This is a genomic window from Paenibacillus sp. 10L310 (genome assembly GCF_056395745.1).
This window is the reverse complement of the sequence record NZ_JBFTKC010000012.1, coordinates 125338-144075: the sequence shown is the minus strand read 5'-3', so window position 1 is coordinate 144075 and position 18738 is coordinate 125338. Positions and strand designations below refer to the sequence as shown.

At 45.8% G+C, this 18738-nt stretch carries 14 protein-coding genes; 7 read left to right on the top strand and 7 right to left on the bottom strand.

The window, feature by feature from the left end:
- Positions 1–216: 216 nt before the first annotated feature.
- From AC1DE7_RS22505 to AC1DE7_RS22490, 4 genes are all read left to right on the top strand, one after another.
- Positions 217–1035 (top strand): polyphosphate polymerase domain-containing protein, encoded by an 819-nt coding sequence (locus tag AC1DE7_RS22505; RefSeq protein WP_047841086.1) that lies wholly within the window; start codon positions 217–219, stop codon positions 1033–1035.
- Positions 1028–1708, top strand: coding sequence for a DUF4956 domain-containing protein (locus AC1DE7_RS22500; protein WP_221819971.1), 681 nt, complete (start codon positions 1028–1030; stop codon positions 1706–1708). The genes AC1DE7_RS22505 and AC1DE7_RS22500 overlap by 8 nt, the downstream gene beginning before the upstream one ends.
- A gap of 27 nt (positions 1709–1735) precedes the next feature.
- The gene (locus AC1DE7_RS22495) at positions 1736–4048 is read left to right on the top strand and encodes a carbohydrate-binding domain-containing protein (RefSeq protein ID WP_477535215.1); all 2313 of its coding nucleotides are present in this window, start codon (positions 1736–1738) and stop codon (positions 4046–4048) included.
- A 339-nt stretch (positions 4049–4387) separates the two neighbouring features.
- Positions 4388–8422, top strand: a complete 4035-nt coding sequence (locus tag AC1DE7_RS22490) for an S-layer homology domain-containing protein (RefSeq protein WP_477535214.1) — start codon at positions 4388–4390, stop codon at positions 8420–8422.
- 137 nt (positions 8423–8559) lie between these two features.
- Here the strand turns inward: AC1DE7_RS22490 and AC1DE7_RS22485 are convergent, their stop codons facing one another.
- Together AC1DE7_RS22485 and AC1DE7_RS22480 are read right to left on the bottom strand one after the other, a co-directional pair.
- Positions 8560–9138 carry a class I SAM-dependent methyltransferase gene (locus AC1DE7_RS22485; RefSeq protein ID WP_339284750.1) on the bottom strand — a complete coding sequence of 193 codons (579 nt, stop codon included), beginning with the start codon at positions 9136–9138 and terminating at the stop codon, positions 8560–8562.
- A 26-nt stretch (positions 9139–9164) separates the two neighbouring features.
- On the bottom strand, positions 9165–9836 hold the full coding sequence (locus AC1DE7_RS22480) for an FHA domain-containing protein (protein WP_477535213.1): 672 nt from the start codon (positions 9834–9836) through the stop codon (positions 9165–9167).
- Positions 9837–10069: 233 nt separating this feature from the next.
- Here AC1DE7_RS22480 and AC1DE7_RS22475 point away from each other — a divergent pair, with 233 nt between their 5' ends.
- On the top strand, positions 10070–10225 hold the full coding sequence (locus AC1DE7_RS22475) for a hypothetical protein (RefSeq protein WP_165980318.1): 156 nt from the start codon (positions 10070–10072) through the stop codon (positions 10223–10225).
- 379 nt (positions 10226–10604) lie between these two features.
- Here AC1DE7_RS22475 and AC1DE7_RS22470 read toward each other — a convergent pair whose 3' ends face one another.
- Positions 10605–13193: a DUF2339 domain-containing protein gene (locus tag AC1DE7_RS22470; RefSeq protein WP_477535212.1), complete on the bottom strand. Its 2589-nt coding sequence runs from the start codon at positions 13191–13193 to the stop codon at positions 10605–10607.
- 189 nt (positions 13194–13382) lie between these two features.
- The gene (locus AC1DE7_RS22465; RefSeq protein WP_315370848.1) at positions 13383–14426 is read right to left on the bottom strand and encodes an LCP family protein; all 1044 of its coding nucleotides are present in this window, start codon (positions 14424–14426) and stop codon (positions 13383–13385) included.
- 112 nt (positions 14427–14538) lie between these two features.
- On the opposite strand from AC1DE7_RS22465, the gene AC1DE7_RS22460 reads away from it, so the two are divergent.
- Positions 14539–15513: an aldo/keto reductase gene (locus AC1DE7_RS22460; protein ID WP_405159435.1), complete on the top strand. Its 975-nt coding sequence runs from the start codon at positions 14539–14541 to the stop codon at positions 15511–15513.
- 144 nt (positions 15514–15657) lie between these two features.
- On the opposite strand, the gene AC1DE7_RS22455 is transcribed toward AC1DE7_RS22460, so the two are convergent.
- The 3 genes from AC1DE7_RS22455 to AC1DE7_RS22445 all read right to left on the bottom strand — a co-directional run bounded on the left by AC1DE7_RS22455 (position 15658) and on the right by AC1DE7_RS22445 (position 17323).
- Positions 15658–16119, bottom strand: coding sequence for a MarR family winged helix-turn-helix transcriptional regulator (locus AC1DE7_RS22455; RefSeq protein ID WP_036612197.1), 462 nt, complete (start codon positions 16117–16119; stop codon positions 15658–15660).
- Between the two features lie 134 nt (positions 16120–16253).
- Entirely contained in the window at positions 16254–16931 is a 678-nt protein-coding gene (locus tag AC1DE7_RS22450) for a TIGR00266 family protein (protein ID WP_017691614.1), read from the bottom strand.
- Positions 16928–17323 (bottom strand): winged helix-turn-helix transcriptional regulator, encoded by a 396-nt coding sequence (locus AC1DE7_RS22445; protein WP_017691613.1) that lies wholly within the window; start codon positions 17321–17323, stop codon positions 16928–16930. Before AC1DE7_RS22445 ends, AC1DE7_RS22450 begins: the two co-directional genes overlap by 4 nt.
- Positions 17324–17487: 164 nt before the next feature.
- On the opposite strand from AC1DE7_RS22445, the gene AC1DE7_RS22440 reads away from it, so the two are divergent.
- Entirely contained in the window at positions 17488–18702 is a 1215-nt protein-coding gene (locus AC1DE7_RS22440; protein ID WP_477535211.1) for an MFS transporter, read from the top strand.
- Positions 18703–18738: the final 36 nt, after the last annotated feature.

Here is an 18738-nt window from a genome sequence, read left to right as displayed (position 1 = left end):
TGGACTTGTTTTATATGTTCTTATTCTATCAATCAAACCTTGAATCAATCTTAATTCATTTTGTGTATGCGCACTATTATAGGAAGGTAAAAAAATGTTAACGCAATGTAAAACCATTTAAGATTCATTCAAGGTTGGGGCTCTAAGATACAGACATGGAAGCAATACACGATGCAACAAAACATACAACCCACCGACGAAAGGAATGAGTCCCACATGGCGATTGAAGTATTCAACCGATATGAGAGCAAGTATCTTCTGACGGATGAGCAGTACGCACATTTCTACAATGACCTGCTGAAATACATGGAGCTGGATGCCTACAACAAGAAACATGAGTACTACTCCATCAGCAACCTGTACTTCGACACTCCGCAGGATTCACTGATTCGAGCCAGTCTCTCCAAACCAAAATACAAGGAGAAGCTGAGACTGCGGGCTTATGGAATCCCTGAAGAGAACGCCAAAGTGTATCTGGAGATCAAAAAGAAAGTATTTGGCCTGGTGAACAAGCGCAGAACAGCTTTGAAGCTGGATGAAGCATATGAATTTGTCCGTTCGGGACAGGCGCCAGAGCTCGCGGATTACATGAACAAACAAGTTGTCGAAGAGATCAAATATTTCCTTCGGGTATACGATCTGGAACCGAAAGTGTATCTGGCGTATGAACGCAAAGCACTCTTCGACAAGAACAGCCGCGATCTCCGCATTACCTTTGACACCAACATTCGCAGCCGCAGATACGATCTGAAGCTGGAACAGGGAGATTACGGTGAACCGCTGGTGAAGGACGGTCGTTGGCTGATGGAAGTGAAAGCCGAGAAAACCGTTCCGCTATGGCTATCGCAACTGCTTTGTGAGCATGGTCTCTACCGCACCGGATTCTCCAAATACGGCAACGAGTTCAGACACCTGGCGAGAACAACCAACCTGAATTACCAGACGGAGCGCATTCTTGTGCCAGGTACCGATTTCAACCCATCCATAGAACAAGATAAAACGATTATAGAAAGAGAGCGTGTCCTATATGCTTGATTCACTATTCAGTTCAGCCCTAACCGATACCAACCTGACGTTTAACAACGCAGTCATCACCATTGGTCTTGCCATCATTCTGGGATTGGTCATCAGCCTTACCTACATGAAAACTAACCAAAACACATACTCTCAGAGCTTCACCTTAACGATGGTTGTTCTGCCCGTCATTGTCGCCATCATCATCCTGCTCATCGGCAGCAACATCGCACGAGCATTCAGCTTGGCAGGTGCCTTCTCGATCATCCGATTCCGAAGTGCCCCTGGTGATCCAAAGGACATTGCTTATGTATTGTTCACGATGGCTTCCGGTCTTGCCTGCGGTGTAGGCGCTTTTGGATACGCGGTGCTGTTCACCATTATCCTGTGTGTACTGATGTTTGTCCTGAGTCGCTTCAACTTTGGTGGCAAGAAAAGTCAGCTGAAAACGCTGAAAGTTACCATCCCTGAGAACTTGAGTTATGAAGAAGCACTTAATGAAGTGTTCCATACATTCAACGTACCTTTTGATCTGAAAAAAATCAGAACGACCGAACTCGGCAGTCTGTATGAGCTGGTCTACAGTGTAACCATTCATGAAAGTGTTAGCCAAAAGGAATTCCTCGATGCGATCCGTACCCGGAACGGCAACCTGGATATCTCGTTAACCATGAGTCCAACAACGGAATATTAATTTATAATTCGAAGGGAACGATCTAATATGAAGAAAAACATAATAACAGGTAGCAAACTTTGGTCCATCGCCATGATTACCAGCCTGCTCGCAGCATGCAGTTCACCAGCAACCACAAGCACAACGGCCAATGCCGCAACGTCAACGACAGGAATAACCAAAACGGTATCTGTCAGCGAGCAAACTTCAGTAAAATATGCAGATCTGGTCTCTCTGGATGCTGACGATACCAACATTATTTGGAGTGAGGCGGATTCCACAGCGATTAAGTTGAACGGAACAACTGCAACGGTGACCGGTTCGGGCGCTAAAGCCGCGAATGGTTCGGTAACCATCTCGGAAGCAGGCACTTATGTACTTAGCGGTGAGCTAACGGATGGACAGATCGTGGTTAACGTTGCCGATAAGGGTACTGTACATCTCGTATTAAACGGAGCAACCATCCATGATAACGACAGTGCCGCGATCTACATTCAGAAGGCTGGTAAAGCGGTAATTACGCTCGAAAAAGGAACCAAAAACACCGTATCGGATGGTAAAACATATGTGTACGCCGATGCTACGACAGACGAGCCCGATGCTGCAATCTTCAGCAAAGCAGATCTTACATTCAACGGTGCAGGTCAATTGACCGTCACAGGTAACTATAATGAAGGTATTACGAGCAAGGATGATCTGAAGATCATTAGTGGTAACATCAGTGTCAAAGCAGCCGATGACGGCATCAAAGGTAAAGATATGGTCGCTATCCAAGCGGGTACGATTACCATTGAAGCCGAAGGCGACGGCATTAAATCAACCAATGACACAGATACCACCAAAGGTTACGTTGCTATCGCAGGAGGTACTTTCGATATCCAAAGTGGCAATGATGGCATTCAAGCTGAAACCGCACTTGTTACGGATGGCGGCACATACAACATTGTAACGGGCGGCGGTAGCGCCAATGCACCAGCCAAAGTAGAAGAAGGTCCATTTGGCGGCGGCGGTGGCGGTGGATGGGGTGGCGGCACACCTCCTACGGATATGGGCACACCACCGGATGGCGAACCTCCTGCAGATATGCCGGAGATGCCTAATAACAGCGGTACGAATGCAGGTGCTAATACAAACGGCGCAGCAGCATCCAACTCTGCCAACACAACAACAACGGATAACAATGCCGATGCTGACACAGCTACAACAGCAACGGAGTCCACAAGTGCCAAAGCACTCAAAGCAGGTACAGATCTTACGGTTAATGGAGGTACGTATACCATTGATTCCATGGATGATTCCCTGCACAGCAACAATAACGTGACCGTCAACGACGGAACATTCAACATTGAATCTGGTGATGACGGCATTCATGCCGATCAGGCCCTTACGATCAACGGTGGAACCATCACCATTGCGAAGAGCTATGAAGGAATTGAAGGTGCAATGATCACCCTGAACGATGGGGATGTAGATGTAACGGCATCCGATGATGGCGTAAATGCTGCAGGTGGCGAGACGGAAACAGCTACGAATCCAGCGGCAAGTACAGATAGCGTGACTACAGCAACCGATGCAACAACGACATCGAACATCTCTGTAACCGAAACGACAGGCACAACATCAACTACCGATCAGGCATCCCAAGGTACAGCTGCTAATCAGCAAGGACGTGGACCGGGCGGTATGGGTGGTGCAGCAGCAAGCAATAACGAGTTCCACATTAACGGCGGTTCCCTCACCGTGAACGCAGGTGGTGACGGGCTGGATTCCAATGGTTCCATTAACATGACTGGCGGAACGGTTATTGTGAACGGACCGACGAATAGCGGCAACGGAGCATTGGATTATGACGGCACATTTGAAATCAGTGGTGGATACTTGGTAGCTGCTGGCAGCTCGGGTATGGCACAAGGAACATCCGATGCGTCTACGCAAAATACCATTGTGATGACATTCCCTGCAACGCAAAAAGCTGGAACACTTGTACATGTACAAGATAGCGAAGGCAACAACATTCTGACGTTTGCACCAGCAAAAGATTATCAAACCGTGGTTGTCAGCTCCCCGGATCTTGCGAAAGATGGTTCATACGTGATCTACTCCGGTGGTACGTCTACAGGTAAAGCGGTGGATGGACTCTATACAGACGGTACCTATAGTGGTGGAACTCAAGTGGTTGCCTTCCAATCGACTAGTAATGTGACTTGGGTGAATGAATCTGGTGTAACCACTGCCAATACAGGTATGGGCGGTCCTGGTGGCGGTGGACAAGGCGGATTTGGAGGCGGCAGAAACAGATCCCAATCCGGTACAACCTCTGACAGCACTGGCACTACAGGTATTACAGATTCGACAAAATAACTGAAATGAATAAGCTAAGTGTTCATGTCATGCCTTGCCCTGAATACCTAGCTTATCAAGTAACCAGTACTTAAATGACTTTAGAAGTCATTTAAGTACTGGTTTTTTAACTAATTGGAAACCCCATGTTCGGAACAAACTACAAAGATTAGAAAATATTAATAGGTTTTTATTGTTTTTAGTTAAGTAACGAGATAATATAAAATAATTATGTCTTTTTTACTACATGATAGTAATTTTTAAGGAAATTAGAACCAGGACACATGAACTATATCTTTAGATTTTAGAAAGAAACTCTTAGATTTATCCAATTCATTTATTAACGAAGGAGTACATGTAATGAGGAAAACAATTTCAAAAAAAGTGGTTAGCACAGGTCTGGCTATTGCTATGCTTTTGTCAAGCGCAGTACCTGCTTTTGGTGCGACAAACAGTAATTTGCCTGGAGAAACAGCAAGCACATTGAAAGACGTTTCAGGGCACTGGGGTCAACAAGCTATTGAAGAGTGGAACGGTTATGGCATTATCCGAGGGTACAACGGTAATTTCAGACCCAATGCGCCGGTGACAAGAGCCGAGTTCTCCAAGATGATCAACAGTATTATGAAATACATAGAACAAGGTAGCAATAATTTCTCGGATTTAAATGCAGAGCAATGGTATTACGATGCCATGGTTAAGCTGAATAAAGCAGGAGTATTGAATGGTATTGATGGAAAGGCATTACCTAACCAAACGATTACACGCCAAGAAGCAGCGGTACTCATAGTTGGTGCTTTCCAAACGAAAGATAGCCAAAACCCTGTCACGTTTAACGATAGTGATAAGATTGCTGAATGGGCAAAAGATTCAGTACAAAAATTAGTATCCGTATCCGTCATTAGTGGAAGACCTGACGGTTCATTCAATCCACAAGAGAGTCTTACTCGTGCGGAAGCTGTTACTTTGTTTGATCGCCTGATCCAAACCCTTATTACTACAAAGGGAACATATTCAAATGATGTGCAAGGTAACGTTGTGGTTAATACGCCAGATGTAACTCTGAAAGATATGACGATCTCTGGCGACTTATATGTGACCCAAGGTGTCGGAGAAGGCGAAGTCACTTTGGATAATGTGATAATTAAAGGAAACGTCCATGTCCAAGGTGGTGGCGAACATTCCATTATCTTTAATAATGTAGATGTACAAGGAGCTCTTGTTGTTAATAAATACAATGGACGAGTACGTATATTGGCAACAGGCAACACATCCGTTTCTTTAACTTTCCTGGAGAGTGGTGCATTAGTTGTTACGAAAGACCTTACTGGCGGAGGTTTTGAAACCATCGAAATCCCTGCTGATCTTTTGGCAGGCCAAGAAATTAAACTGGATGGTAATTTTAACAAAGTAGTCAATCATGCTCCAAATGTTCAAATTACAGCAGCTGGATCAATCAAGGAATTTACTGCTGAAGCAGACACAAGGATCACGGGTAATGTCAACATTGCTAAAACCTCCGGTCAATCCAGTGTTTTAGTTAATGGTACAGCACCTACATCACCTGTCGGTACAACGACACCAAGCACAGGTACAGGTACAGGTACAAGTTCAGGATCAACAGGAAGTGGAAATACACCCGTTGGCGGTAATTCAGGTAACTCAGGAAATTCAGGTGGATCTACACCAGGAAGTGGAAACCATACTATTGCTGTGACAGGTGTCAACGTTTCCCCTGCTTCGGTTTCTCTGGTAACCGGTCAAACTCAGCAGCTTTCTGCAACAGTAACACCACAGAATGCTACTAATTCCAAAGTTATTTGGAAAGTAGCAGAGGATCGTTCTGATGTTATAAGCGTGTCCGATACTGGTTTAATTACCGCTCTGCGTGCGGGGGAAGCAACCGTTATTGCAACGACGGTTGACGGAGGATTTACTTCCGCTGTTACCGTCACCGTTACAAAACCCACTCTAGGCATCCAACTGTCTAAATACGATCAACTAACGGCTAATGATGACACTGAAATTGATAATGATACAAAGGAGAATAGCGAAAACATCTCCATTGTTAATGCAGGCAGGTCGATGATTAAATCTCATCATTATGACGTCGCCGTTACTGCTTTGCAACCTTTGCAAGGAACTGCCACCTCATCCGTTTATACTGTAGTGTCATTAGTTGATGAAAGTGGTCACCCACTAACTAATGTTTCCGATGTGCAAGTGACACTGGATGGGCAGATGTACACGCCAGAGTATGGGGTTGGGCTTAAACAAGAGAACGAAAGCAGCTTTCTGTTGAAGCTGAACGTGAATCAACCTGAACGTATTGAAAAACATAATTTAATTATCTCGCAAGAGGGCTATTCGGATACGTCAATGACAGTGACATATCGACCTAACGGGACAGTTACCGTGAACTCTATTGGAAACATAACAGGAGATATCACCATTGGATCTGAGTTGACTACAGGAACAGTTGAATATGCAGGCTTACCTGATAATGAAGAAATCTCTTATCAATGGTATCAGTCTGATTATGAAAACGGGCCGTACGATGTAATCAACGAAGCAACATCGTCCACCTATACTATAACGGAAGCTAACAGCGGTAAATATATTCGGGTGTACGTTTCAGCGGATGAAATTCAAGTGAGCGGCTCTGCACTCAGTGCAGCTTTTGGACCTGTTCAGAAACTAGTAAGCGCAGAAGAAGTCTTTGCCGAACTGGAAAAGATCTTCCTAGGATCGAATTCGAACAAGAACAATATTGTAGGGAACTTGTCATTACCTTCTGCTCTTGATGCCTATCCTGGTGTTTCCATCAACTGGTCATCAAATGATGAAACAACAATTACAAACAGTGGCGAAGTTAAAAGAAACGAAAATGAAGATAAATTTGTAAAATTGAAGGCAGTACTTAGCGGTAACGCTATAGGCACACATGAATACGATTTAACAGTCAGAGCAATCGGAACAGATCAGGTGAGCATTGACGGATTCATTGATCCATATTTTGTAGATGGATATCCACAAGCTTACATTAAAAACGGAAAAATTCATGTTAAATACGCCCTGAAATCACCTGCCGAAGTTTATATGGTCGTCAATGTTATCAATGGATCATTTAAATCTGATGTAAAATCAGTTATCGGGGGACATTCCGGCGAAAATATGATTATTTATGTGAATTCATGGCCATACTTCCAATTGGGTGCGGATCAAGTCAATGAAGTCCAGGATTTTGATACCGGGGTCAACATTACCAATACCAACAAATCAGAGGCAAAAGTAGAATTTGCAATTGTGGATTCGACTAAAAATTATACCTCTAGTGCTGTAACCAGAATTCAATTTGATAAAGCCGTTCTGGACAGTTTGGATACTCAACCGCCTGTAGTGTCTTCCAAGTACATTAATGATGCACTGGATTCCATCTATATCTACTACGATGAGAAACTTGATTCTGACAGCATTCCTACTGCACTAGATTTTTCATTAAATAAAGGTCAAGTGCAGTCCGTAAGTATAGTTAACTCTACTAAAGCATCAGGAATACAACCATCTTACGTGAAGCTTAATGTCAGTGGGATTACCGAAGGTGATTTGGCTAACTTAAAGGTAAGTTATAACGGCTCAGCCATAAAGGATATCAGTGATGCCAAAAATAAAGCGTTAAGTTACACGAATAACTCTATCGTATCACTAAGTCCAAAATTCATTTCAGCTACATTAAGCTCTGATCGCCGCACACTACTGGCGGATCTTGAACCAGGCTGGGATCCCTACGAGAATCCTAGTATTAACTTCGATACGTTAAAGTCTCGTTTTACGGTTCAAATTGCAGATGAGAATTACTACCCGGACATGGTAAGATACAGTTATGGTTCAACTGAGATGACGTATACCCTTAAATTTAACACTCCACTCGCCGAGGGGGATGGGGAGCTTAAGTTTAATACGAATGGGATAACAGATTGGGCGAAGGACGCCTATCCAGCAGAGTTAGTATATGGATCAATTGCTCAACTTCCTGATTCAGGAACTCCAACAGCAAGTTATTCTCAATCGAGCGGTAAAGTTCTTTTATCCTTTGCGGATGGTTTCCAATTGGACAGTTCATCCGGTACAGCCGATGGTTTGACATTGAATGTGGACGGCGAAGAATTTAAACTTCGTGGTTATATCCTATCACTCAATTGGAATTCAAAAAATCAACTCTATATTAATCTCGATGATCAATACTCCTGGAAATTCAAACAAGCTGTGGATCAGGGGAATAGTATCCAGCTAAAATATGTGAAATTGAATCAAGAAGACCAAGCGCAAATAACGGATAAAGCTGGTGCGTTGATACCAGATTTTGATTACATTCCAGTAACGAAGCAACCCTAAGAAGCAAAAGAAAAGAAGCGACGAGTTCATCACTCGTTGCTTCTTTTTTTGCAAAATAAAATGGTTCATTAACCAAGATTCTTTGTAAAACCAAAGTAACCTTGATCACAAGTATTATTATTCACACTTTCTTTTCCTCAAAATGCATACACATACACCTTGGTTCGTAAAGCATCCCGGCATGTAATGGTACGTAGCGGTTCTTTTCCTGGCAGCGCAAAACAGACACTAATCACCTTGGCACCCGGCGGAAGCTCTCGACTGAACTTGTCCAGAAGCCGGGTCATGGCTCCCGGGAACAGATAACAAATTACACAATCTGCATGTTCATAGGAACTGGTGTAGATGTCTCCGCGCATGAAGCGCAGCCTTCCCTTGAGAGAGAGCTTGTTTCCCTTGGCTCGACGTAAGCGAACACTGAGATAGGCAATTATTTGGGAAGACCATAAGGGAATTCTCGAATTCTCAATCCCGGTCAGCCTTTTGCCTGGGCAATGCCTTACAACATCCAATCCCAGTGTGCCCCATCCAGAGCCTGCTTCGAGCACATCCCCGTAACCTGGAATGCGGTTCACCTCTTGAATGACCACCTGTCTGACGTGGCCGGATGTGGGCATCGGGGAAATCCCGTTTTTCCAACTGACAAGTACGATGGATATGACACATATCAATGTCACCACGGCAATAAGCCATGGAATCAGGTAAATGATGAACATGAACTCATCCCTTTGTTATCACTCATTCATTCCGGCACATGAGACTTCATATATACACCTTTTTTATAAACGGACTTGATGGTAAAGTGTACACCCAGCTTGCGATTCGTCCGATAGATTAGCGAGTTAATCTCGTCGATCCCTACCGCTTCACTCTCCAGCATGCTCCGCTCCGGCCACACCTGAGCCACAATCTGCTCTCGGGTCACAAAGTGGTCCAGTTGACTATACAGCAGCTTGAACAGCTGATACTCCTTCTTGGACAGCGGAATCTCCACTTCACCGATCTGCACGGTTTGCAGGTGATCCAGTAAACGTACGCCCTCACCCAGCAAGTCCGACACCCGATATTCCCTCGTCTCTCCAAGATCACCTTCCGTGCGAAGCTGGATCAGGCCGTTGACCAACGTCAGGCTATCGCCCTCGCCAAACGGATATTTCTCATAGGGAACGAGGCGATGCCCGTTCAGTTCGGTTCCATTTTTGCTATCCAGATCTTCGATCCATAACTGTTGCTGTACATCATAATGAATGCGGCAATGCCGCTTCGATATCATCTGATTATAAACAGACAAGTCCAATTCACTTCCGCCTGTGTAACGTCCCACCGTAATGGAGCGACCTTGGCTTACATAAGCGAATGAGCCGTCACTTTCCTGTCCTGGCGTACGAATGACGATTTTTGCCGTCTCCCGCATATTATTCTCCCACCTTCAATGATCACTCACTCGATCTCTATAAACATTTCATAACAATAATGATAAGATCATCAGATTTGTTCCATTGTTTGCACCGCTATAGTTCAATATAGTGGTATACAGGAACGATTTATGTTCGGTTCTACTTACTCTACTATACCAGACGTTGTGCTTTTTTTCTCATGGCGGCCGGATGTCTACTTTAGCTCATTCAACAAGAGAGGTACCTTCCTATGAACAAAAAAAATATTTTCATATACGTGTTGCTCGCCTTTGCCCTGTCCATGACATTAACCGTGCTCTCCCGTATGAATGATGATGGCGGAGAATCACTGAAAGGCACATCGGCTTCCGAAACCTCATGGTTACAAATGAAGATCCAACCCTAAGTCTACTCTATTATAACGTGATCTCTGCGTAAAACGTTTCACGAATGTCATATTAGGCTAAGCCATAGACTAACATCAATAAGGCCCCAGATTGCTGTTCACAGCAGCCCGGAGCCTCATTTTAATCCAAAAAATCTATATTACACGACTTATTTCCCAAAGCGAAGTGAAGTGGACAGCGGACATTCCCGCCATCTCACCCACACTCACGTCATTGCCGCTTCTTTCTCGCGCCGAATTTCCTCCAGCCATGCACGACAAGAGCTATAGGGCCAGCAAGCCATAACAGTTGCCAAAGCATAACTTTCAGGTCGAATCCCATCTTAAGAATCCCTCCCCATATGATCCCAAAGGTCACTACAGTCGTTCAAAACCCAAATTAATCTTGGTCTTCCTCCGGCACAGTCGGCTCGTCGTCAGGCTTCGCTGTCACTCTGGACTGTACTTCCTCCATCCGGCTGGACACCTTCTGATACAGGTAAGAGATCCCAAGCAATAGAACGCCGAAGCTGAAATAGGCAAAGATTTTGCTGCCCGAGGTGAGCATCCCCACATCATAGAACACCATCTTCCCCGTAGCGAACAACGTTAGGCCAAGGCCGAGACGCCGAATCATGACATATTTTCTACGGAATCCATAGGCAATATAGAGAATCGCGAGCAGCAGATAGATCAGGCTGAACATCAGCCCCACATCTCCCCATTGGAACTGAATCGTCAGGAAGACGGTGATGACACCCAGCAGATACACCCCTGCGATAACCGGGTACCATTCAATGCTCTTGAACTGCCCGCGGATGCCTGCAATTAGCAGATCCCTTCCTGCAAAGAATACCCCTACGTTAAAGATAATCAGCACCAGCAAACCAACAACTTCTGCCGCTGTATGCTGCTGAACTTCCGGCTGAAGCGCTGGCATGGTTAAGGTTACAGCCAGTGCAATACAGCAGCCAACGGCATTCAGGAAGGTGGTGTACACCTGCACGAATCGGTCGCGCAGCAACTTGACCTTGTTCAGTCCATAGGCTAACGCAATGGTGAGCGCTGCGAACATGAGCAACTTGTAGAACATGTATAACAGGAACGTCCCATCGACAGCTCTGGTATACAATTCATTCGACTCATACAGCACGTATAACCACAGATTCGCAAGTGTCACATACTTGAATCCGTTCAGGAAACCCAGCTCCAGCGTGCTGTAATTGAATCTCTCTCTGGAAGATGAGTTGCTGTGAACAGCCCAGGCATAATACAGTGTAATAAGCAAGGTTCCCAGCGTGATACTGGAGTATTTTAACATGAAGTAAGAACGTTCCCCGATGAAGAATAGCGCCAGCAGATCATAGTACACAAAAGTGATTAGACATAGAAGAACAATGCCCCATCCGGCACGTTCCACCGACTTGAGCCGTTTCAGATGTCCAAGCGTAACCAACAGAACCCCCTCGATCAACCAGCCCATCGATAACCACTTGGCCCCGAATTGGAACGGAATAATCAGAATGGCGAACGTCAGGGAAGTGACATAAAAGAGCAGAATCGTCTGTTTCTCCTGAGCCATATGGCGCTGGACGAATCGTGCGAGGCCCAGATACACCACGCAGAAGATTAACGCCAGCAAGCCCTGAGCATCATTCCAACCCGCCACATCGAATAACACATATAATATCAGACAACTAATGCTCGTATTCATGGCGAGTAGAGCGAAATCCCACCAGGTTAACTTCATTCGGTGTTTGAATGGATATGCCAGCGTAATGCCCAGATATAATGCAAACGTCACAATGGAATACAACATGCCAATCTTCTCACTTGGCGACAGCCATAAGAGGATGAGCATGGATGGTGTGTTGAACAGGAAACTGATATAGTGCACCACCGGCCACCGTTTGCCGAATGATATAAACACAATAATGCCGTTTAAGAGAAGCAGATAGATCATGGCTACATAGACAGCAGGGCCCTCAAGCCCGAACGAGAACATGTAGGAGAATAACGGAAGATATCCACCCACCAAACCTAGTGAACAGATGGTCTTCGACTGGTATCTCAAGGACAACAATACGGAGATTGCCGATACCAATACAGACAGGGCAAGTCCCGTATATAACCCGATAATATGCAGTAAAAAGTAACTATAGAAGACGGAGCCGAACAACACGGATATCCCACCGCCGAGCAACCCCATCGCAAACGTCTGCCTTTTCCGGCGGAACAGCCACTCTCCTCCAGCGAGCATCAGTGCACCGAGCAGGAAAAAGGCTCCGCTCTTCATCTCGTCATTAAACCAAGTGGAGTACGAGTAACGGAACGCTGCTCCAACCCCCAGAATGAGGAGCAAGATGGCTACTTTGTTGATCCAGCTGAGTCCAATCTTCATCTCCATGCGATTCTGCTTGATCCGGCGTTGAATAGTCTCTTCGCTCAACCCTTCCTCCGCCATATCCTCATATCCACGTTCCATGTGCCCACGCAGAGCCTCTTCTCTATCCCGTACGGCTCGTCTGTGCGATTCAATGCGCTCATTCACCTCTGCCGCAAGGTAAGCAATCCTCTCCTTCACCTCATCGGATTCCTCTTGCAACTCCTGTGCTGCCTGGTTGTACAGCGCGTTTAGATTGGATTTGGTTCGATGCTCATGGAATGCAATTCGATCATTATGTACTGCTGTTTTCCCTTGAAAATAGGTCTCCATCTTCTCCCGCGATACCCGGATCAGATTCAGCTTCTCATCCAGCATCTGTTCGGATAACGCCATGCGAAGACGTGCATTCTCTTCTTCCATCTTGCGTGAGCGAAGTTCGAGCTGTTGCAGCTTGAGCTTGTGAGCTTCATACTGTTCCTGTAACTGTTCATTCTTAACGATCAGGTCATCGGACTGGTACTCCTGGAGCAAGGCGTGATACTCCTTCGCCAGCTGTTTCTGTTGCTCCTGAACCTGTTGAAGCCGATCCTTAAACTCCTTCATGAGCTTCCTCCGTTGGTTGATGTTTAATCTTTTCCCTATATTTTACTATATGTATGCCATAAAAAGAGGTTTAAACATTAGATATATCTGTGCAATATTTCATCCGTAGGATCTCAAACGCAAAAAAGCCGGGAAGCAACCGCTTCTCCCGACTTATATTCATATGAGCATTTGCACAAGAATGGATGCTTATGCCGCATCACTCGTCTCCGATTGGTCCGCTGACTCGGGCTCAATTATCTCGGTCGCATCCGGGTCCAGCCAACTGGCGATCATGCCACGCACATATTGCAGATCGTCCTCCGACAGATCGTAGTACCATGTGCCACTGCGCGTTGCACCCTCACCCTTCAGCATGTAATTGCTGATCGTTGGTATGCTATCTTTCATATATAAGGACTCGGCAAATTTTACGATAAAGTCCGAGGTCATATTGGTTGTAAAATTCGATCCGGCAATCTGGATTACATCCGGGATCTTGGTCAGATTTTTGACCTCCAGCGCACGATTCATGAAGGCACTTAAGAAAATCCGGTGACGCATCGTCCGATTGAAATCGGAATCTTCCCGGTAACGCACATATCCAAGCGCTTCTTCGCCGCTATAGATTGGTTTATTCGCTTCAACAAACAGCTTCTCATGAATTTTGAGCTTGTTCTCGATATTTTTCTTGATCGGCAGTTCCACACCACCAACCGCATCAACAATATCCTTGAGCCCGTTGAAATTAATCGCGGCATAGAAATTCACTTTGTTCCCCAGCAAATTCTCCACCGTATCCATTGCCATCTTGGCTTCACCATGGGCATACGCTGAGTTAATCTTTGACTTCACATCCCGGCCGACAATCTCGGTATAGGAATCACGTGGAATGGACAGCAGTAGCACTTTATTGTCTTCTGGACGCACGACGGAATAGATGATGGTATCCGAACGGCTTGGTTCGTTATCCCGTTGGTCAATCCCTAGCAGTAACAACGAGAATGGGTCCGTATGTTCCACGACAGGAGCATCCTTATCGCCAGCTGGTACAAAGGAGTCATCCAAGGCTTCCCTCACCGTAGCTGAAGCGAATAAATTAAAGGCAAACACGACGAGTTGCTTTCGATAGATAAATCCGAGTCCTCCCAACACAAGCAGCACACTTAGGGTGATGATCAATGGTTTCTTCCATTTCTTCTTCGGGTTCTTCGGCTTCCGTCTTGTTAAATGTGCAGCACTGTTTTCCATCATATCTCCTTTAATAACGGGTTCTTAGATTCATTTAACTATATTAATAACACGTTTTCAATAGATTACGTTATAATCTGCTATACATAAATGAATAGAGAAGGAGCGATGAATGATGGAATATCGACGTTTGGGCCATAGTGGTTTGCGTGTGTCGGCACTGGGGCTCGGCACCAATGCGTTTGGCAAACGCGCGGATGAAGCAGCTTCTACCCGCATTATTCATGCAGCGATGGATCAGGGCATCAACTTTATCGATACCGCCAATATCTACGCAGGCACGGAATCGGAACGCATCATTGGACAGGCCCTCACAGGTCGACGGGAAAACGCGGTGCTTGCTACCAAAGCCGGATTACCCCGGCATGATGGTCCTCATGGGCGGGGTTCCTCCCGCTACCATCTGCAACAAGAGCTGGAACATAGCCTGCGTCGCCTGCAAACGGATTATGTGGATCTGTACCAGATCCATACTTTTGATCCGCATACACCACTGGATGAGACACTGCGCACACTGGATGATATGGTCACTTCCGGCAAAGTCCGTTACATCGGAGCCTCCAACTACGCAGCCTGGGAGCTGATGAAAGCTCTGGGCATCAGTGAACAGAAAGGTTATGTGCGCTTCATCTCCACCCAAACCAGCTACTCCCTGGCAGACCGTACGCCTGAGTTGGAACTGGTGCCGATGTGTCTCGATCAGGGTGTAGGCATTATCCCGTATTTCCCGCTGGCAGGTGGTATTCTGACAGGTAAATATAACGGACAGACCCGTGTGCCTTCTGGTTCCAGAGCAGACACCGATCCGTCCTTCAACCGTTTCCTGCTGGAGCATAATATCCAACTGAGTGAACAAGTGAGTGCTAAAGCTGCCTCATATGGATGCTCCCCGAGTGTGCTGTCACTCGCATGGCTACTGACACGTCCAGCTGTATCCACAGTAATTGTGGGCGCTACACGCACCGAACAGCTGGAACATAATCTGGCTAGTCTGGACATGTCACTGCCCGATGAGCTGTTGGCCGATCTGGACCAGATTAGTGACTCTTTCCGTCGCCGCGAGCCGTTTGCGTCCTATCGAATCGATTGAGCAACCCAAATAGACCTTCCGACAAGTTGAAGTCAGGAGGTCTATTTGTATTTTACAGAGGTGCTATAATTATTAATAATCAGAAAATTTTCCAGTTCCACTACATTCTGTAGTTTAATACATTAAAAAAAGATATATTACGGATCAACTCTCTGTTTTTTGGCGAAGAAACTCCTGCATGATTTCCAAATACTCTCCCTTACGTTCATCCAAAGTTTCGAAAAATGCCTTGTCCGATTCCTCGACCAGATGGATTCCCTCCACAGCCAATCGGGTTCCTTCTTCCGTTGTTGTGATAATATTGGCACGCGTATCTGTCTGATGACGAGCGCGGGTAATTAATCCCCTTTTTTCAAGCGCACGTAGAACCTGAGAAGTCACGTTAACATCCACCTTGGCAAACTGAGCAATTTGAACCTGAGTCACTCCCTTGCCTTCCTCATCGTGTTCATTGAGCCATAAACAGGCGTGCAATAATACAAATTGAGGTTGTGTCAGTTCGAGGGGCTCCAGCACCCTGCGTACTTCCTTTTGCCACATGGCTGTAACCTGCCATAACAGATATCCCGGACTTTCTTGTGCGTTTTTATACCGTGAGCTTGTCATCTCATACCTCCATGATGTGCGACCTTATGCAACAGAATATATACCCGTCAGTCAATGAAGTAAATCCATTATTCATATAACGATGATGGAAACATATCCGTTGCAACTCTGTGTGTTCTTTCTCAAAAAAATAATTAGCGCGCAGGGATAAACTGCTTCACCCATTGTCCGAATCCTTGCGGATTGCGGCTCTGTATAAGAATAGTTCCTTCTCCCCGGAACCTACATACCAGTCCTTCTCCACTTGTAACACTGGATAACCAGCCCTGTGAAGCTTTCTCAATACGGTAATCTACATAATGAGGCCAAGCCACCAAATGGGCGTTATCGACGATCATTTCTTCACCTGCTGCCAGATTAATCGCATGGATGGCACCATAGGAAGACAGAAATACAGTTCCACGTCCGCTGATCTCAATAATGAAGAAACCTTCTCCCGAAAAGAGACCTTTTTTCAGGTTTTGCATTTTGGTATTCACCTGAATGCCCTCGGTTCCTGCCAGAAACCCGTCTTTCTGCACATAGAGTGAATAGGAACCGTCCAATTCAACAGCTTCTACATCGCCCATACTTGAAGGTGAGAGCAGAATCTCTGCCGACCCGCCCGCAGCCGTCAGTTCCTGAAAGAAAAACTTCTCCCCGCTCAGCATCCGACCGAACCCGGCAAACATCCCACCTTCTGCTGAACCCTTTAGTTCAACCGTAGGAGTCATAGATACCATCGCACCACTCTCGGCCTTGAACCGCTCTCCCCGTTGCAAATGTACTTTGAGCATCGCAAAAGCACCATCATATAAAATCTCATAGTTCACGGTTGCACCAGCTCCCTATTGTCAGAGTTAAAATCATTGAGTCCATTATCTTCCAGAACTGCTGATTTGTCTCCGTATTCCTTCACAATATGTTGATCTCCCCAATTGCAGAGCGCATTGAGAATCGGTTCAAGACTTCTCCCGTAATCACTCAATTCGTATTCTACTTTGGGAGGGACCTGATTATATACGATGCGGTTTACGATTCCGTCGTTTTCAAGCTCTCTCAGTTGCTGTGTTAACATTTTTTGTGTAATTGCGGGCATAATACGCTTGAGATCACTGGTTCGTCTTTTCCCATGTGTCAGATGACAGAGAATGACGCATTTCCACTTGCCACCGATCACCTCTAAGGTAGCTTCAACCGAGATGTTATATTTTTTTCTAACCATAACTTGCTTCCTCCCTGATGAATTGAATTACATCCGTCGCATGCTGTATAGGCACCAAAAAGTACGTAGGGTACTAAAAAGTACGTACTATTCAATCTATACCGAATAACTCATAATAGCATTTGCCGGTACGTAAATCTACATTCTGGGGAGTTGAGCAAGAAATGTTACAAGATTCAAAACGCAGCACATGGGCATTGCTTGCGCTGGCCATTAGTGCATTCGCGATCGGTACCACAGAGTTTATCAGCGTTGGGCTACTGCCCCTCATTGCAGATGACCTGGGCATTTCCGTAACTACAGCGGGACTGACCGTTACTTTATATGCATTAGGCGTTACCTTTGGGGCTCCTGTTCTGACCTCACTGACGTCTACCATATCACGCAAAACGCTATTGCTTGCCATCATGATTGTCTTCATTGCGGGTAACACGATGGCTGCACTATCGACGGGCATCACCATGTTACTCATTGCACGAGTAGTATCCGCTCTGGCACACGGGGTGTTCATGTCCATTGGCTCCACGATTGCAGCCGATCTGGTGCCTGCCAACCGTAGGGCGAGTGCTATTGCCATCATGTTCTCCGGTCTTACCATTGCCACAGTAACCGGTGTACCTCTCGGTACACTCATCGGCCAACATTGGGGCTGGCGCGCTGCCTTTATCCTGATTGTTGTGGTTGGCATCGTTGCAATGATCGGTAACCTGATACTCGTGCCATCCACGTTGAAGCGAGGAACACGGACGGCATTTCGGGATCAGCTGAAGCTCGTTACAGGTGGACGCTTGCTGCTTGCTTTTGCCATCACTGCTGTTGGGTACGGAGGAACATTTGTTGTCTTTACGTATCTGTCCCCGTTGTTGCATGATATTAGCGGATATTCCGAGAAAACAGTAGCGTTCATCGTATTGTTGTACGGAATCGCCATCGCTGTTGGCAACATCATCGGCGGCAAAGCAGCCAATCGCAACCCGCTCAAGGCGCTCTTCTATATGTTCATCATTCAGACCATCATTCTCGGCGTAATGTACTTCACCGTCCCGTTTAAGTTGGCAGCAATACTCACCATTATGGGTATGGGCCTGCTCGCCTTCATGAATGTGCCTGGTCTTCAGATGTACGTTGTAACCTTGGCTGAACGATATGCACCACAGGCCAAGGATGTAGCCTCAGCCTTTAACATCGCCGCATTTAATGCAGGGATCGCTATAGGTGCCTATTTGGGTGGAGTGATCAATGATTCCATCGGTTTAATTCACACGACATGGGTCGGGGCCTTGATGGTTCTCGTAGCTGTAATCCTGACCGCATGGGCTAAAACGCTGGAAAGTAAGGATCAACATGCATCAGTCGAAATGGAGAAAGTTTCGTTCTAATTTCCATTCCGACCATAGGTCTCACTCTTATATATA

Coding starts and splice junctions, on each gene's coding strand:
- AC1DE7_RS22455 (WP_036612197.1), bottom strand. CDS start 16,119: ATGACAAGCTCACGGTATAAAAACGCACAAGAAAGTCCGGGATATCTG.
- AC1DE7_RS22480 (WP_477535213.1), bottom strand. CDS start 9,836: ATGCGGGAGACGGCAAAAATCGTCATTCGTACGCCAGGACAGGAAAGT.
- AC1DE7_RS22490 (WP_477535214.1), top strand. CDS start 4,388: ATGAGGAAAACAATTTCAAAAAAAGTGGTTAGCACAGGTCTGGCTATT.
- AC1DE7_RS22460 (WP_405159435.1), top strand. CDS start 14,539: ATGGAATATCGACGTTTGGGCCATAGTGGTTTGCGTGTGTCGGCACTG.
- AC1DE7_RS22470 (WP_477535212.1), bottom strand. CDS start 13,193: ATGAAGGAGTTTAAGGATCGGCTTCAACAGGTTCAGGAGCAACAGAAA.
- AC1DE7_RS22475 (WP_165980318.1), top strand. CDS start 10,070: ATGAACAAAAAAAATATTTTCATATACGTGTTGCTCGCCTTTGCCCTG.
- AC1DE7_RS22485 (WP_339284750.1), bottom strand. CDS start 9,138: ATGTTCATCATTTACCTGATTCCATGGCTTATTGCCGTGGTGACATTG.
- AC1DE7_RS22465 (WP_315370848.1), bottom strand. CDS start 14,426: ATGATGGAAAACAGTGCTGCACATTTAACAAGACGGAAGCCGAAGAAC.
- AC1DE7_RS22440 (WP_477535211.1), top strand. CDS start 17,488: ATGTTACAAGATTCAAAACGCAGCACATGGGCATTGCTTGCGCTGGCC.
- AC1DE7_RS22445 (WP_017691613.1), bottom strand. CDS start 17,323: ATGGTTAGAAAAAAATATAACATCTCGGTTGAAGCTACCTTAGAGGTG.
- AC1DE7_RS22500 (WP_221819971.1), top strand. CDS start 1,028: ATGCTTGATTCACTATTCAGTTCAGCCCTAACCGATACCAACCTGACG.
- AC1DE7_RS22505 (WP_047841086.1), top strand. CDS start 217: ATGGCGATTGAAGTATTCAACCGATATGAGAGCAAGTATCTTCTGACG.
- AC1DE7_RS22495 (WP_477535215.1), top strand. CDS start 1,736: ATGAAGAAAAACATAATAACAGGTAGCAAACTTTGGTCCATCGCCATG.